This window comes from Streptomyces sp. NPDC015532, assembly GCF_043078065.1.
In the GTDB taxonomy this organism is placed as follows: domain Bacteria; phylum Actinomycetota; class Actinomycetes; order Streptomycetales; family Streptomycetaceae; genus Streptomyces.
On record NZ_JBIBSY010000031.1, the window covers coordinates 1 to 16,073 of the forward strand.

The 16,073-nt window shown below is 72.1% G+C and carries 13 protein-coding genes; 6 read left to right on the forward strand and 7 right to left on the reverse strand.

The window, feature by feature from the left end; all coding sequences use genetic code 11:
* Positions 1 to 131: 131 nt before the first annotated feature.
* Entirely contained in the window at positions 132 to 1,532 is a 1,401-nt protein-coding gene (locus tag ACF07B_RS42560) for a peptidoglycan-binding protein (RefSeq protein ID WP_392182891.1), read from the reverse strand.
* Positions 1,533 to 1,699: 167 nt separating this feature from the next.
* On the opposite strand from ACF07B_RS42560, the gene ACF07B_RS42565 reads away from it, so the two are divergent.
* Positions 1,700 to 3,874, forward strand: coding sequence for an MDR family MFS transporter (locus tag ACF07B_RS42565; protein WP_392182892.1), 2,175 nt, complete (start codon positions 1,700 to 1,702; stop codon positions 3,872 to 3,874).
* A gap of 3 nt (positions 3,875 to 3,877) precedes the next feature.
* Here the strand turns inward: ACF07B_RS42565 and ACF07B_RS42570 are convergent, their stop codons facing one another.
* A complete protein-coding gene (locus ACF07B_RS42570) occupies positions 3,878 to 4,399 on the reverse strand; it encodes a GNAT family N-acetyltransferase (protein WP_392182893.1) in 522 nt (173 codons plus the stop codon).
* Positions 4,400 to 4,577: 178 nt separating this feature from the next.
* Here ACF07B_RS42570 and ACF07B_RS42575 point away from each other — a divergent pair, with 178 nt between their 5' ends.
* On the forward strand, positions 4,578 to 5,444 hold the full coding sequence (locus tag ACF07B_RS42575) for a hypothetical protein (RefSeq protein ID WP_392182894.1): 867 nt from the start codon (positions 4,578 to 4,580) through the stop codon (positions 5,442 to 5,444).
* A 14-nt stretch (positions 5,445 to 5,458) separates the two neighbouring features.
* The gene (locus ACF07B_RS42580; RefSeq protein ID WP_392182895.1) at positions 5,459 to 6,367 is read left to right on the forward strand and encodes a hypothetical protein; all 909 of its coding nucleotides are present in this window, start codon (positions 5,459 to 5,461) and stop codon (positions 6,365 to 6,367) included.
* Between the two features lie 192 nt (positions 6,368 to 6,559).
* On the opposite strand, the gene ACF07B_RS42585 is transcribed toward ACF07B_RS42580, so the two are convergent.
* Positions 6,560 to 7,015, reverse strand: coding sequence for a DUF1992 domain-containing protein (locus ACF07B_RS42585; protein WP_392182896.1), 456 nt, complete (start codon positions 7,013 to 7,015; stop codon positions 6,560 to 6,562).
* 120 nt (positions 7,016 to 7,135) lie between these two features.
* Between ACF07B_RS42585 and ACF07B_RS42590 the strand changes: the two genes are divergently transcribed.
* Complete coding sequence (locus tag ACF07B_RS42590) at positions 7,136 to 7,531, forward strand: hypothetical protein (protein ID WP_392182897.1); 396 nt, start codon at positions 7,136 to 7,138, stop codon at positions 7,529 to 7,531.
* Positions 7,532 to 7,564: 33 nt separating this feature from the next.
* Here the strand turns inward: ACF07B_RS42590 and ACF07B_RS42595 are convergent, their stop codons facing one another.
* Positions 7,565 to 8,236 carry an O-methyltransferase gene (locus ACF07B_RS42595; protein ID WP_369486405.1) on the reverse strand — a complete coding sequence of 224 codons (672 nt, stop codon included), beginning with the start codon at positions 8,234 to 8,236 and terminating at the stop codon, positions 7,565 to 7,567.
* A 127-nt stretch (positions 8,237 to 8,363) separates the two neighbouring features.
* Complete coding sequence (proP, locus tag ACF07B_RS42600; protein WP_369486406.1) at positions 8,364 to 9,749, reverse strand: glycine betaine/L-proline transporter ProP; 1,386 nt, start codon at positions 9,747 to 9,749, stop codon at positions 8,364 to 8,366.
* Between the two features lie 443 nt (positions 9,750 to 10,192).
* On the opposite strand from proP, the gene ACF07B_RS42605 reads away from it, so the two are divergent.
* Complete coding sequence (locus ACF07B_RS42605; RefSeq protein ID WP_392182898.1) at positions 10,193 to 12,241, forward strand: bifunctional glycosyltransferase 87/phosphatase PAP2 family protein; 2,049 nt, start codon at positions 10,193 to 10,195, stop codon at positions 12,239 to 12,241.
* A 256-nt stretch (positions 12,242 to 12,497) separates the two neighbouring features.
* Here the strand turns inward: ACF07B_RS42605 and ACF07B_RS42610 are convergent, their stop codons facing one another.
* Entirely contained in the window at positions 12,498 to 13,742 is a 1,245-nt protein-coding gene (locus ACF07B_RS42610; protein ID WP_392182899.1) for a cytochrome P450, read from the reverse strand.
* 294 nt (positions 13,743 to 14,036) lie between these two features.
* On the opposite strand from ACF07B_RS42610, the gene ACF07B_RS42615 reads away from it, so the two are divergent.
* Positions 14,037 to 15,206 (forward strand): steroid 3-ketoacyl-CoA thiolase, encoded by a 1,170-nt coding sequence (locus tag ACF07B_RS42615; RefSeq protein ID WP_362408763.1) that lies wholly within the window; start codon positions 14,037 to 14,039, stop codon positions 15,204 to 15,206.
* A 41-nt stretch (positions 15,207 to 15,247) separates the two neighbouring features.
* Here the strand turns inward: ACF07B_RS42615 and ACF07B_RS42620 are convergent, their stop codons facing one another.
* Positions 15,248 to 15,934 (reverse strand): YoaK family protein, encoded by a 687-nt coding sequence (locus tag ACF07B_RS42620; RefSeq protein WP_369486409.1) that lies wholly within the window; start codon positions 15,932 to 15,934, stop codon positions 15,248 to 15,250.
* Between the last annotated feature and the right edge of the window lie 139 nt (positions 15,935 to 16,073).

Sequence of the window (16,073 nt, forward strand, 5' to 3'; positions counted from 1 at the left end):
GCCGGTACATCGATGCCCGTCGCCACCGACGCCCACCCCTCACCCAACGGCGACGGGCTGATGCACCGGCACGGCCCCGACCCACAACGCACCCGCACCGACCGACACCCGCAGACGCAGGCGCACCCGAGTTACGGCTGGGACGTCTCCGCCTCCAGGCTCGCCCGTGTGGCCGGGCCGTACACCCCCGGATCGTCTCCCGCGATGCCCCGGGCCCACTGGTACCAGCGCACGGCGTCTTCGAGGCGGCGGTCGAACTGGCCGTCGGCCTTCCGCATGTACATCCTCAGCTGGCTCAGCCGGAGCTGGAGCTCGGTCACCTCGGACCCGCTGTCGCCGCGCCGCAGGGTGGGCCCGGCCACTGCGTTCGGAACGCCGCCCCCGGTGGAATCCACGGATCCGGTCGCGGTCGCTGTCGGGCTCGGGCGCGCGGACGTCGGCGACGCCGAGGCCGAAGAGGACGGGCTCGCCGACGTGTCCGACTCGGACGCCGACGGCGACGGGCTCGCGCTCGCCGAGGCCGACGGGGACGCCGAGGCGGAACCCGTCGAGGACGCGCTCGCCGACGGCACCGCGGAGGCCGTGTCGGACAGGACGTCCGGGGCGCTCGCCCTGACGTCCTTGGGCTGGCCCTCGTCCCGCGCGGGAGGGTCGTAGGAGAGCAGGCCGCTCGCGACCCCCGCCGCGGCCGCCACCGTCACCACGACTCCGGTGACGGCCAGGAGGCCACTGCGCCGGCGACGCCTGGAGCGCCCCGCGGACGAGGCTTCCCGGCCGGGCTCCGAGGAGCGCGCGTTCTCGTGGAAGAGGCGGACGTCGGTGGCGCGCGCCTCCGAGGGGAGCGCCTTCAGCCGCATGGTCGCGTCGGCCGGCATCGGTGCCGACGGTGTGGTCACCTCCGGCGGCAGCGGTGCCGAGCGTTGGGTGACGTCCGCCGGTACCGGGGCCAGTCGCATGGTCGCGTCGGCCGGGATCGCGGAGAGCTGCATGGTCGAAGCGGCCGCGTCCTCTCCGCCCGCGGGGGGCATCGGCATCCCTCCGGCCGGCTGGGCGCCGGCCACGGGGTCCGCCGGCTCGACGCCGCCGACCGGTGCGCCGCCGTGAACGCGCGGCTCGCCGCCGTTCACCCGCGTGGCGTCGGCCGCCCAGGCCCCGCCGCCCGGAGGTGCCCCATGGGCGCTCACGGGCGCCGAGGTGCCCTCCGGCGTCCAGGTGCCCGCTTCGGCGGCCGCCCAGGGCTCACCGGCCGTCGGGGCGGCCTGCCAGGGGCCCCCGGCCGGGCCGGCCGGACCCGGGGTGCCGGCGCCCTCGGCGGGTCCCCAGCCCCCTCCGAAGTGCCCGGGGTACTCCGTACCCAGTTCTACGTAGGGCCGTATGCGCAGCGGGTTGAAGTCCTCCGCCGCCGCGGCCTCCGCCGAGCGCTCGTCGCGCAGGGCGTCGGACGCCCTGCTGGTACAGGCGCAGGACGGGGTGCCGTCCTGCGCCCGGTGTGCGGCGCACTCGGGGCAGACATGCCCGGTCGGTTCAGTCACGAGTGGGTCCCTCCCCCCTGAAAACTCCAGTGATTATCCGGACGACCTTCATACAACCTTCAAGCAGCCCCCCTAAAACGTGGATTCCGGTTGGCTCGACAGGCCATAACCGGACACACCGATCAGGATGGAGGGTGACCGGGACCCTCGGTGCTCAGGGAGGCCGCATGACCGGGGACGCGCACGGTTCCGACACACCGTCCGGCCAGGTGCCGGACGGGGCGGAGGCGCCGGCCGGCGGCGGCACGGGCGGACCGCCCGGACTGCACGACTCGGTCGAGGTGAGCGAGTCGGCGGTGCGCCGCCGCAGCGCGGCGGCGACCGACGCCCGGGGCACGGTGCACGGCAGCGTCTTCGTGTCCATCGGCGCCCTGCTGCTCGGCATGCTGCTGGCCGCGCTGGACCAGACGATCGTGTCCACCGCGCTGCCGACCATCGTGAGCGACCTCGGCGGTCTGGAGCACCTCTCCTGGGTGGTCACGGCGTACCTGCTCGCGTCGACGGCGGCGACCCCGCTGTGGGGCAAGCTCGGCGATCAGTACGGCCGCAAGAAGCTCTTCCAGACGGCGATCGTGATCTTCCTGATCGGGTCGGCGCTGTGCGGCATGTCGCAGAACATGGGCGAGCTGATCGCCTTCCGGGCGTTGCAGGGACTCGGCGGCGGCGGACTGATGGTGCTGTCGATGGCCATCGTCGGCGACCTCGTCCCGCCGCGCGAACGGGGCAAGTACCAGGGGCTGTTCGGAGCGGTGTTCGGCGCGACGAGTGTGCTGGGGCCGCTGCTCGGCGGGCTGTTCACGGAACACCTGAGCTGGCGCTGGGTCTTCTACATCAACCTGCCCGTCGGTGTCGTGGCGCTCGCGGTGATCGCCGCGGTCCTGCACATCCCGAAGAAGTCGGCACGGCATGTCATCGACTACGCCGGTACGTTCCTGATCGCCGCGGTCGCCACCTGCCTGGTCCTGGTGGCCTCGCTGGGCGGCACCACCTGGGACTGGGGCTCGCCGCAGGTCATCGGTCTCGTGATCGTCGGCGTGGTCCTCGGCGTCGCCTTCGTCGCGGTGGAGCGGCGCGCGGCCGAACCCGTTCTGCCGCTCAAGCTGTTCCAGGTGCACACCTTCACGCTGTCCGCGATCATCAGCTTCATCGTGGGGTTCGCGATGTTCGGCGCGATGACCTATCTGCCGACGTTCCTCCAGGTCGTGCAGGGCGTCTCGCCCACGATGTCCGGCGTGCACATGCTGCCGATGGTGTTCGGGCTGCTGCTGTCCTCCACGGTCTCCGGCCAGATCGTCAGCCGTACCGGCCGCTGGAAGGTGTTCCCGGTCGCCGGCACCGGCGTCACCGCCCTCGGTCTGCTCCTGCTGCACCAGCTCGACGAGAACAGCAGCACGGGCGAGATGAGCGCGTACTTCTTCGTGTTCGGCCTGGGCCTCGGCCTGGTCATGCAGGTGCTGGTCCTCATCGTGCAGAACGCGGTGTCGTACGAGGATCTGGGCGTCGCCACCTCCGGGGCGACCTTCTTCCGGTCCATCGGCGCCTCGTTCGGCGTCGCGATCTTCGGCACGGTCTTCGCGGGCCGCCTCGGCGACAACCTGACCAAGGCACTGGGCGGGCAGCAGCTTCCACCCGGCATCACCACGGACTCCCTGAAGGCCGACCCGAAGGGGATCGCCCAGCTTCCCGCGGACCTCAAGCCGTCCGTCCTGCACGCGTTCGCGACCTCGATCACCGATGTCTTCCTGTACGCGGCCCCGGTCGCCCTGCTCGGTTTCGTGCTGGCCTGGTTCCTGCGCGAGGACAGACTGCGCGGCTCCGTCACGGCCCCCGACGTCACGGAGACACTCGCCAGCAACCCGGTCGAGCGGTCGTCGTACGACGAGGTGTGCCGGGCACTGTCCGTGCTCGGCACCCGCGAGGGGCGCCGCGAGATCTACGAGAAGATCACCGCGCGCGCGGGCTACGACCTGCTGCCGGCGGCGAGCTGGCTGCTGCTGCGGATCAAGAAGTACGGGTGGGCCGAGCCCGCTCTGCTGTCCGAGCACAGCGCCGTACCCCTGGACGTCGTGCTGGCCGCCGCCCGCCAGATCGAGGAACGCCGGCTCGCCCGCCGCGAGGGCCTGGACCTGGTCCTGACCGACGAGGGCCGTGTCGTCGCCGGGAATCTGTCACGGGCCCGCGAGGAGTCCCTCGCCGAACTCCTGGGCGACTGGTGGGCCCCGGACCGTCCGACCGACCTCACCAAGCTGGTCGCGGAGCTGAACGAGGAGATGTGCGGCTCCGACGCGGAGCGGCCCCACGAGCGCATGCTGCTCGGCCGGCCCGAGGGGGAAATGGGCTGACCGTCAGCCGGTCAGATCCTTCCGGAACCAGTGCTCGGCGTAGGCCTCGTCGTTGTGCGCCGGGGTCTCCTCGTACCCGTGCCGGGCGTACAGGGCCCGCGCCTCGACGAGGTCGGAGCGGGTGTCGAGGACGAGCCGCCGGGCGCCCAGGCCACGGGCGGCGGCCTCGGCGGCCGCCAGCAGGAGCGGGGCCGCCCCCTTGCCGCGCAGGTCCGCGCGGACGAAGACGCGGCTCAGCTCGCCCGTCGTGGCGTCGAGCATCCGCACCCCCGCCGTGCCGCCGGGCTCACCGTCGTGGCGGGCGACCAGCAGCACACCCGTCGGCGGGGCGAACTCGGCGCCCGGCTGTGCGGCGATCTCCCGCTCCAGCTCGTCGGGATCCGTCGTACGCCCCTCGTGCACCTGGTACCACCGGTCGCTGACCTCCGTGTAGTACGCCCGCCAAAGCGCTTGGGGCGCAGGGGAGTCGAAGGGTTCGGGGGCCACGCTCCAGGAGCCTCGCGTGCCGGTAGACGATCGGGTCATGGACGCCATTGTCGGCGGCCGCCGCCCCCGGCGCGCAACCGGATAAGGAGCTCGGCCGAACAGGGCGACGCGGAGAGGGGGTTGACGGCCCGCGCGGCCCCGGGGCCGTTTGAGGAGCTGGTTCCGGGCAACCCGGTCCGAGAACCGGCCCGTTGGGTCGAGAACCGGGAAGGCACCCATGTCCACAGGCGTGATCATCGTTCTGATCATCGTGGCGGCCGTTGCCGTTGTCGCGGCCGCCCTGATCCTCCTCGCCCGAAGGCCGCCGGGCGGGCGCACCCTGCGGCGGCGCTTCGGACCCGAGTACGACCGGACCGTCGCCCGGCACGACGGCGACACCCAGGCCGCCGAACGCGACCTCAACGAGCGGGTGAAGCGGCACGGCGCGCTGCAGGCGCGGCCGCTGGAACCCGCCGCCCGGGAACGGTACGCGGCCGGCTGGACGGCCGCCCAGGAACGCTTCGTCGACTCCCCCCGGGAGGCGGTGGCCGAGGCCGACCGGCTGCTCGGCGAGCTGGCCGGAGCACGCGGATTCCCCGACGGGGACCGCTACGAGGAGCAGGTGTCCGCGCTCTCCGTCCACCACGGACACCATGTTCACGGCTACCGCAGCGTGCACCGGGCCGCACTGGCCCGCACCAGCGGGAACGCGAACGGGAACGGGAGTGCCGACACCGAGAAGCTGCGCGAGGCCATGCTGGAGGCCCGCGACCTCTTCGACGACCTGCTGACCCCGACCCGCGAGGACAGCTCGCCCGGCCGGGTGCGCGACACGGACGATGTGAGCGAGCCGCCGGCCGCCCGTCCGGAGCGCAGCAGGCGCTTCGCCCTGACCAAGGACGCCCGGCGCGCCGAGCCCGAGCCGGCGACGGCGAGCGCAGGGCGCACCGAGCCGACCGAGCCGGCCGAGAGCACCGGGCGTACCTATAGCGCCGAGAGCGCCGAGAGCGCCGAGAGCACCGAGAACAGCACCAAGACCTCTACCCCCGACACTCGCTCCCACCTTCCCTGGTCCTTCACCAGGCGTCAGGCGAAGGGGAGTTGAGGAAAGTGAGCGCCATGAAGCCAGAACAGGATTCCGAGCGGACCCCGTCCCGCGAGACCGCTGCCATGAAGGGCCGTGTGACCCCGGTACCCCCCGGGCGTTCCTCGGACGACCGGGCTGACGAGAACCGCGGTGAGGCCGAGGAGGTGTCGCGCCGCGAGGCCTTGAAGGGCCACGTGGACCCCGCGTCCACCGAGACCGCTCCGGGCACCCCGGACAAGACCGGCACCGTGGACAGGAACGCCACCGTGGACAGGAACGGCGCCCCGGACAGGAACGGTGCCTTGGACAGGAGCAGCGCCCCGGACAAGACCGGCACCCTGGACAGGAACAGCAGTACTCCGGACAGGAACAGTGCCCCGGACAGGAACGGCGGCCGTGCCACCGACGGTGACGGCCGGGCAGTCCGTCCGGCCGGGACCGGTGCGACGGCCCGCGCGACCACCGGCGCCGACCTCGACGAGCGAGAGGCACCGGGCGACGACCGTACGGGGCGTACGGGCGCCGGCGCCGCATCCCGCGCGTCCGGGACTCCCGGAGGCTCCGGGCAGCGCCCCGCGCCCCGTGACGCCGGGGGAACGCCCCCCGGGAGCGGCTCGGCGGACACCGAGGACCGTGCGGGCGACTCCGCCGGGCGCGACGAGCGGATGCTGCCGCTGGACGAGCACGACAAGTTCTCGCTGCGGATGCGGCACGCGGTCGGCGGCTTCGTCGACGGGCCGCAGGCCGCCGTCGAGGAGGCCGACCATGTGCTGGAGGAACTCGCGGGCCGGTTCACCGAAGCCGTGACCCGGCGGCGGCGCGACCTGCGGACGTCCTGGAAGTCCGGCGGCGAGGGCAAGGCGACGGACCCCGACACCGAGCAGCTCCGGCTCGCCCTGCGGGACTACCGGGAGATGACCGAGCGGCTCCTGCGGCTCTGAGCCGGCTCCACACCCTCCCCGCGAAGTGAGGCCGCGTCCCGGACCATGCCCCGGGACGCGGCCTCACGTCCTTAGTGCCGCCTCACGGCGCCCGGCTGAGACTCGGCCCGTCGGCCCGCCGAACGCGCCGGCCCGCCGAAGTACGGACGGTTGCGGCCGGACCGCCTCCGGCGGCACGTCGTCCGCCCCGGCTCACGCGGATCCGGCTTCACCCCGCTCGTCGGGCCCCGGGCCGCCGGGGGCCGGGCTCTCGCGGGCCGCGTGCCACTCCCCGACGATCTTCTCCACGTCGTACGGCTTGAGCCCGAGCGGAGGTCCGGGCGGTGGCTTGAACATGACCTCGCGGATCTTGGCGTTGATGTCCTCGACGGCCCGCCGCACCGCCCGCTCCGAGGGAAGCCCGGAAACCGCCGCGAGCACGTCCTCCGCCTCCTTGCGCAGGGCCAGTGTGGGCGGCAGGACCGACAGACCCTCGCGGGCCATCTTCCGCTTGATCCACCAGAGTTCGTCGTACGGAGTGTCGGTGATCGCCGGCAGCGGCTTGCCCGCGCCGGGGAGTTCCGTGAATTCGCCGCGGGCCTCCGCCTGGCGGATCTGTCGGTCGACCCAGGACTCGAAGCTGACACCGGGTGGCTTGCGCTCGGTCATGAGTCCATTGTGCCGGAGGTCACACGGCGAGGGGAAAGGTCGAATTATCATGCGGCGGCGACGGGGCAACGACGTTCCCCGGCGGGACAATTGGACCAGCACCTCACGAAGGAGCGCGCGTTGCTCGAACTCACCATGGCCTCGGTGTCCGGAGGGGACGTCGGAGCGACGGCCGGGATGCAGATGGCCGACGCGCCGAGCGACCCCGGAGCCATGCTGCGGGTGGGTAGGGACCGGGCCGTGTGCCGTCTCGCGACCCCCGACGACTGGCTGTTCGTCTCCCGGGTCCACCTGGAGTTCCAGTGCGGCCCGGACGGCTCCTGGCAGGTCACCTGGCTCCGGGGCTCCCACGCGGAGCCGTCCTCCGAGGTCCGGCTGATCCTGACGGGACTGCATCCCCAGCCGGTTCCGTACGGCGGGACGGCCAGACTCCCGGCGGGCGGCTCCGGTGAGCTCGTCATCCAGGACCGCACCGGGCCCCACACCGTGAACGTGGGCTTCTACCACGAGCTCTAGGACCGGTGCGGCGGTGCGGGGCGGGACCGGCGGTCAGGCTTCCACGCGGGCCAGGGCGAACCCGTCGTATCCCTTGACGCCCACCGTCTGAAGCGCCGTTCCGTTCAACTTCGGGTGGGAGGCGATCAGTTCGAGCGCGGCCCGGGTGCCCAGCACGCTCGGGTCGGTGCTCGACGCGTCGGTGACCGCTCCGCCGCGGACCACGTTGTCGAGGACGATCACGCTGCCGGGCCGGGTGAGCCGGACCGCCCACTCGATGTAGTGGGGGTTGTTCACCTTGTCCGCGTCGATGAAGACGAGGTCGAACGGCTCCGGGTTCTCGTCCGCCAGCTTCGGCAGGGTCTCCAGGGCGGGACCCACCCGCACCTCGGCGATCGTGTCGAGGCCCGCCCGCGCGAGGTTGGCGCGGGCGACCTCGGCGTGCCGGGGGTCGTACTCGAGGGTGATCAGCTGCCCGTCGGCGGGCAGCGCGCGGCCCAGCCAGATCGTGCTGTAACCGCCGAGTGTGCCGATCTCCAGGATGCGGCGGGCGCCCTGGATCTCGGCGATCAGCCGGAGCAGCTTCCCGTGGTTCGGCGCGACGTTGATCGGAGGCAGTCCGGCCGCGTCGCTGTCGTGCAGCGCGGCGGCGAGGATCTCGTCGGCGGGGGCCAGGAGGTTCGTGAAGTGGTCGTCGACGTCTTTCCAGAGCTGAGACTCGCTCATGCACCGGGCCTTTCCTAGCCTAGTTAGATGCGCTAAAGACTTCTGGGACCGAACCTAGCCGTCGGCGCTCCCGCCTGCCAGCGGGATTCGGGCCCCGCGCGCCGACGGCGTCCGGGCCTCACGGATGTCAGCGGCTCGCGGGTTCCACGGCGGGCGCCGAGCCCGGCAGGGGCCGGCCCGCGGACTCCGTCATGAACCAGACCGCCGCACCGCCGATGACGGCCGCGGCCATCATGTAGTACGCGGGCATCATCATGTTCCCGGTCGCTCCGATGAGGGCGGTGACGACCAGCGGGGTCGTTCCGCCGAAGAGCGAGACGGAGACGTTGAAGCCGATCGAGAGCGAGCCGTAGCGGACCCGTGTCGGGAAGAGCGCCGGGAGCGCGGCGGGCATCGCGGCCGTGAAGCAGACCAGCAGCAGGCCGAGCGCGCCCATGCCGAGCGCGACGGCGAGCAGGCTGCCCTGGCGGATCAGCAGCAGGGCCGGCACGGACAGGGCGAGGAAGCCGGCGCAGCCCGCGGCGATCACCGGTCGGCGGCCGATCCGGTCGGTCAGGGCGCCCGCGAACGGCTGCACGACCATCATCAGCGCCATCACGCCGAGGACCACGAGCAGACCGTGCGTCTCGTCGTACTTGAGCTCGCTGGTCAGGTAGCTCGGCATGTAGGACAGCAGCATGTAGTCGGTGACGTTGAAGACCAGCACCAGGCCCACGCACAGGAGCAGGGTGCGCCACTGGCCGGTGACCATCTCACGCAGCGGCACCTTGGGGCGGGCCGCCTCGGACTTCTCGAGCTCCGCGGCGAAGGCCGGGGTCTCCTCGAGGCGCATCCGCAGATACAGGCCGACGACGCCCATCGGGCCCGCGATCAGGAACGGGACGCGCCAGCCCCAGGACAGCAGGTCGTCGGTGGACAGCAGGGCGGTCATCAGGGTCACCAGACCCGCGCCGCCGATGTAACCGGCCAGCGTGCCGAACTCCAGCCAGCTGCCGAAGAAGCCGCGCTTCTTGTCGGGCGCGTACTCGGCGATGAAGGTCGAGGCGCCCGCGTACTCGCCGCCGGTGGAGAAGCCCTGCACCAGACGGGCCGCCAGCAGCAGGACCGGAGCGCCGACGCCGATGGTGGCGTACGACGGGATCAGACCGATCGCGAAGGTGCCGGCCGCCATCATGATCATGGTGAGGGCGAGGACCTTCTGGCGGCCGATCCGGTCGCCGAGCGGGCCGAAGACCATGCCGCCGAGCGGGCGGACGAGGAAGGCCGCGGCGAAGGCGCCGAAGGTCGCGAGGAGCTGGGCGGTCGGGTTGCCCGAGGGGAAGAAGACCTTGCCCAGGGTCACGGCGATGTAGCTGTAGACGCCGAAGTCGAACCATTCCATCGCGTTGCCGAGCGCCGCCGCCTTCACGGCGCGCCTGACGAGCGCGGGGTCGGTGACGGTGACCTCGGGGGAGACGGGGCGGGCGGGAGCGGGGACGCGTACGGCGGGGGCCGTCGGGGTCGCGGTCGGCAAGGGCCTTCCTTTCGCCGGGGACAGGGACGGGTCCGCCCGGGGGCGGGCCGAGGGCTCGCACAGGTGACCCGTGGGTCGCCCGGGGTGGACCGACGGCCTGCCCGGAGGCGGGCCGAAAAGCGACCTTAGGCCTGTTCGTCCCCGTCACGTGAGGTACGCGGCCGGCCGCGCAGCGCACATAAAGGCCGCGTACGCAGGCGTGACGGGGTGGTCGAAGCCGTCCCGCCGGAGGCTCGTCTGTGATCCATGTCGCGGGGCCGGCGGGGAACCGGCCGCTTCGCCGACCGTCGACATTCGGACAAAAAAGGAGAAGCCGTCGGGCCGATCGAGGGCTCCCGCCGCTCCCGGCGAGGGTGGCCGTGACACGCGAGATCCTGATATGGGTTGACATAAGGGATCTGTGAGGCACGGACCGGTCAATGGGTCGGGAGGGTCGACGAGGCGTGGCGAACGTGGAGCACGGCGGACGGCCGGGCGAAGGCAGCCTCGTGGGAGCGCCGGAGACCGTGCGAGCACGGCTGCGCGCGCTGCGCGTCGGGCTCTGGGCGGTCGCCGCGGTACTGGCCGTACGGCAGGTCGCCGCCGTCCTCAGCACCCCCAAGGCGGACCGGCTGACGGATCTGGAGACCTGGGTCGGCCCGAACGGCGTACTGCACGTGAACGGCTCGCTGTACGACTCGACACGGTTCACCGGCACCCCGTTCGGCGGCCTCGTCCTCAAACCCCTCACCCGGTCGGCCGAACAGGCCCTCGGCTGGGGCTGGACCTTCGGCACCCTGCTGCTCGTCGTGGCGCTCGGCCTGGTGGCCGCCCGCGCCCTGCCGCCTCCCGTGAGCCGGCGTACGTCGCTGCTCGCCGCGCCCGTGGCCGTCAGCCTGCTGATGCTGTCGCTCCCCGTACGCAACGCGCTCTACCTCGGCCAGACCAGCATCATCCCGGTGCTGCTCGTCCTGCTCGGCTGCTTCGTCGTCCGCGGGGAACGCCTCTGCGGGGTCCTCATCGGGCTCGCGGCGGCCCTCCAGCCGACCGTGCTGCTCTTCACGCCGCTGCTCTGGTTCACCGGCCGCCGCCGCGCCGCCGTCTCCACCGGGGCCACGTTCGCCGCCCTCACCGCGCTCGCCTGGGCCGCGATGCCGCACGACTCGAACACGTACTGGGTGCACCACCTGGCGGGCGTCGGCCTCGGCAAGGACGCCGACGACCTCGCCAACCAGTCCCTGCACGGCGCGCTGCTCCGGCTCGGTCTCACCGGGCCGCTGGAGGTCGGGCTCTTCCTGGCGCTCGGCGCGGCCGTCGCCGTCGTCGGACTCCGCCGCGCGGTGCGCTACGCCCGCGACGGACAGTTGCTGCTCGCCGTCGCGGTGACCGGCTGCGTCGCCGTCGTCGTCTCGCCCACCACGTGGCAGCACCAGGTGCTGTGGGTGCTGCTCGCGCTCGTCGGCCGGGTCGGCCGGAAGACCTCGGACCGCTATGTGTGGCCCGTCGCGGTCGTCCTCGTCATGACCCTGCCCGCCCGGATGATGCTGCCGGACATGCCGGCGCTCGAACCGCTGCGTGACAACGTGGTGCTGATCACCGCGCTGGCCGCCGCCATCGCCGTACCGTTCCTGTCCCGTACGTCCGCGTACTACCGGGCCCCGGTCCCCGCCGACCACGCGGCACCCCTCCCCACCCGGTGGAAGCGGGTCCCGCTGCTGCCGTCCGGCCGGGTCCTCACCCGGACGAACCTGCTGCTCGAACTGCTCCTGATCCGCGTCGGGTACTCCGCCTACCAGCAGGTCAGGCTGGCCGCGACGGGCGGCACCAACGCGGGCGGGAGGGCCGCCGCCGAGCGTCACGGCGAGCAGATCCTCGCCGTCGAGCGGTTCCTGCACCTGGACATCGAGCACTGGGTCAACCACTCGGTGGTCCAGGTCCCCTTCCTGAGGGATTTCTTCGACTTCTACTACCAGTCGTTCCACTTCGGTGTCCCGCTCACCATCCTCGCCGTGCTCTACGTCCGCCGCCCGGCCGACCACCGCTGGGCCCGCTCCGCCCTCGGTTTCGCCACCCTCCTCGCCCTCGTCGGCTTCTGGCTCTACCCGCTCGCCCCGCCGCGCCTGATGCCGGGCCTCGGCATGATCGACACCGTGCACGGCGTGCAGGACTTCTCCAAGCCCGACTACGGCACGCTGACCGAGCTGACGAACCAGTACGCGGCGATGCCCTCGCTGCACTTCGGCTGGGCCCTGTGGTGCGGGGTCGTCATCGCGGTGCTGGCGCCCCGGTGGTGGATGAAGGCGCTGGGCCTGCTGCACCCGCTGCTGACGCTCTCCTCGATCGTGGCGACCGGGAATCACTGGGTCCTGGACGCCGGCGGCGGCGCGGCGGTGGTCGCGGCGGGCTTCGGGCTGACGTATCTCCTCACCGGCCCGCGGTCCCGGACGCCCGTGGAACCGGTCGGGGCGGGTGTGAAACCGCCGGTCCGTGCGGTGGGCCGGACACCGGGCTGATCCGGTCGGACGCCAGGCTGATCCGGTCGGGTCACGTGCCTGGGCTGGTCCGGTGCCGTGTTCCGGGCGGGAGCGGGGCGGGGCGGTGTGCGCCGAGGTGGTGTGCGGGTGGCTGAGGCTGAGGGCGCGGGTGCGTGTGCCGGGGGAGGGCGCGGGTCTCGGGGGAGGCAGAGGCGGGCGCGGGGGATGTGCCTCTGCCTCCCTCGGGACGGGCCGACGGCGCCGGGAGGCCGTCGGCCCGGGCGTGCGGCACCCGCTACGCGCGACGGACCTGGAGTTCCTTGACGCCGTTCAGCCAGGCGGAGCGGAGGCGGCGCGGATCGCCCGCCAGCGACAGATCCGGCATCGCGTCGGCGATCGCGTTGAAGATCAGGTCGATCTCCAGCGTGGCCAGGGACCTGCCGAGGCAGAAGTGCGGACCGCCGCCGCCGAAGCCGAGGTGCGGGTTGGGGTCACGGGTGATGTCGAAGACCTCGGGGTTCTCGAACACCTCGGGATCGTTGTTGGCGGAGGAGTAGAAGATGCCGACGCGATCGCCCTTCCTGATCCGCTGCCCGCCCAGTTCGGTGTCCTGGGTGGCGGTGCGCTGGAAGGCGACGACGGGGGTCGCCCAGCGGACGATCTCCTCGGCGGTGGTCTTCGGCCGTTCCCGCTTGTACAGCTCCCACTGGTCGGGGTGGGTGAGCAGGGCGTGCATCCCGTGGGTGATGGCGTTGCGGGTCGTCTCGTTGCCGGCGACCGCCAGCAGCAGGACGAAGAAGCCGAATTCGTCGGTGGCGAGGTTCCCCTCGTCCTCCGCCGCCACCAGTGTGCTGACGATGTCCTTGGCGGGGCACTGCTTGCGGTCCGCCGCCATGTTCATCGCGTACGAGATGAGTTCGGTGGCCGACTCGGCGCCGATCTCCTCGGTGATCGCGTACTCCGGATCGTCGTACGCCACCATCTTGTTGGACCAGTCGAAGATCTTGACGCGGTCCTCCTGCGGGACCCCGATGAGCTCCGCTATCGCCTGGAGCGGAAGTTCGCAGGCGACCTGGGTGACGAAGTCGAAGGAGCCGTCGGGGGCGGCCTGCGCGAGCGCGTTCGCGACGATCGAACCGGCGCGGGCGCGCAGCGCGTCCTCCAGCGAGCGGATGGCGCGCGGGGTGAAGCCGCGCTGCACGATCTGACGGACCCGGGTGTGTTCGGGCGGGTCCATGTTCAGCATGATGAGCCGCTGGACCTCGATCTGCTCGCGCTGGATGTGCTCGTTGAAGCGGATGACGGCGGTGTTGAGGAACGAGGAGAACAGTTCGGGGTGCGTCGAGACGTACTTGACGTCCGAGTGCCGGGTGACGGCCCAGTAGCCGTCGTCCTCGAAGCCGGCGACACCGGGCTGCTGGGGGATCCAGTGGACCGGTTCGGCCCGGCGCAACGCGGCGAACTCCGGGAGGGGCACGCGGTGGTGCAGCACATCGGGGTCGGTGAAATCGAACCCGTCGGGCAGCGCTGGACAGGACATCGGCAACTCCAGGGGCGCTTCTGACGGTCCATCAGGAAAGAGGAATCGCCGTGAAGGTAGTAACGGGTTCTACAAGTGGCAAGAGGCGCGGGCCCCCCAATTGCGTGCGGGATTCGTACAGATCACGACTTCGGGAGCTGCACGACCCTTGCGGCGTGGGGGGTTCGCTCAGCAAACTGCACGCAGAACTGGTACGCGTTCTAGTTCTGCGCGGTGGGTGGGCCGGGACGCCCCGCGCTGCGCGGGTCAGCTGGGCCTGACCGTCGGGCAGGCCTGAGGAGAGGACGAGCCCCCATGGCCGCGGAACCCGTGATCGTCGAAGCCGTACGGACCCCCATCGGCAAGCGCGGTGGCGCGCTCGCCAACCTGCACCCCGCCTATCTCCTGGGCGAGACCTACCGTGAACTCCTCGGCCGCACCGGCATCCCCGCCGACTGCGTCGAGCAGATCGTCGGCGGCACGGTGACCCACGCCGGCGAGCAGTCGATGAACCCCGCGCGCACCGCCTGGCTGACGGTGGGACTGCCCTACGAGACGGCGGCGACGACGGTCGACTGTCAGTGCGGCTCCTCGCAGCAGGCCTCCCACATGGTCGCCAACATGATCGCGGCGGGTGTCATCGACGTCGGGATCAGCTGCGGTGTCGAGGCGATGTCGCGGGTGCCGCTGGGCTCGGGGTCCAAGCACGGTCCCGGCAAGCCGTTCCCCGACGAGTGGAACGTCGACCTGCCGAACCAGTTCGAGGCGGCCGAACGGATCGCGCGCCACCGCGGACTGACCCGGGAGAACGTCGACTCCCTCGGGCTCATCTCGCAGGAACGGGCCGCTGTGGCCTGGTCCGAGGAGCGGTTCAAGCGCGAGACGTACGCCGTGCAGGTGCCCACCACCGAGGACGAACAGCGGGCGGGACAGGGCATGTGGCGGCTCGTCGACCGGGACGAGGGGCTGCGCGACACGTCCATGGAGGCACTGGCGAAGCTGAAGCCGGTGATGCCGACGGCCGTTCACACGGCCGGCAACTCCTCCCAGATCTCGGACGGCGCGGCCACCATCCTGTGGGCGTCGAAGCGCATGGCGCGGGCGCTGAAACTGCGGCCGCGGGCGCGCATCGTGGCCCAGGCGCTGGTGGGTTCGGACCCGCACTTCCATCTGGACGGTCCGATCGACGCCACCCGGGCTGTGCTCGGCAAGGCGGGGATGTCGTTGAAGGACATCGACCTCGTCGAGATCAACGAGGCCTTCGCGTCCGTGGTGCTGAGCTGGGCGCAGGTCTTCGGGCAGGACCTGGAGAAGGTGAACGTGAACGGGGGCGGGATCGCGCTCGGGCATCCCGTGGGGGCCACGGGGGCTCGGCTCATCACCACGGCGCTGCATGAACTGGAGCGTGCGGACAAGGAGTTCGCGCTGATCACGATGTGTGCGGGTGGGGGGCTGGCTACCGGGACCATCATTCAGCGGCTGTGAGCGGCTGTGGCTGGGCTTGCCATGGCTCGGCTCTGGTGGGTTCACTCCCGGCCGGAGGTCGTCACGGCCAGTGCCGCCGGGACGAGCGCGGCGATCAGCAGGGGGAGGGCGAGGCCGTGGTTGAGGACGAGCCACGCGCCGAGCAGGGCGCCTGCGGCCATCGCCAGCACGGAGGCGGTCCGGCGCGGGGAGTGGTGGCCCGCGCCGCCGCCGAGGCGGGAGTCGGCGGCCAGGCCCGTCAGGGTCATCGTCAGGACGGTGGTGGTCAGGTCGGCGACGCCGAGCCTGCGGACCGTCGCGTTGCGCAGGCCCATCGCGAACGCCGTGACGGCGATCACGGTGTAGGTGGTGGCGGTGGCGTGGGGGGCGGCGAAGGCCGCCGCCGCGCAGGCGAGCGTCAGGACGGCTTCGGCGGCGAACGCGGTGCGGGCCCAGGTGCGGCGTGAGCCGTCGCTCAGCCGCACCGCCGTTCGTCCGCCGGTCGCGGCGCCCGCCGCGAAGCAGCACAGCGAGGTGAGGGTGTGCGCCACGGAGAAGCCGGGTGCTCCGGCCGCGGCGAAGCCGAGCACCACCACGTTGCCGGTCATGTTCGCCGTGAAGACGTGGCCCAGGCCCAGGTAGCTCACCGCGTCGATGAGTCCGCTGACCACGGTCAGCGACAGCAGCGCGGGCACGAGGCGGAGGCCTCGTGACTCAGGGTCGTTCGGCTTGTCCGTCCCGGTGGTCATGGGGGTCAGTCCACCACGGGGCCGGGGCCTGGGCCGGGTCCCGGGTTCTGCCGGTGGGTGGGTCGGGGCCGTGCCGGTGCATCAGCCCGTCGCTGTTGGGTGAGGGGTGGGCGTCGGTGGCGACGGGCATCGATGTACC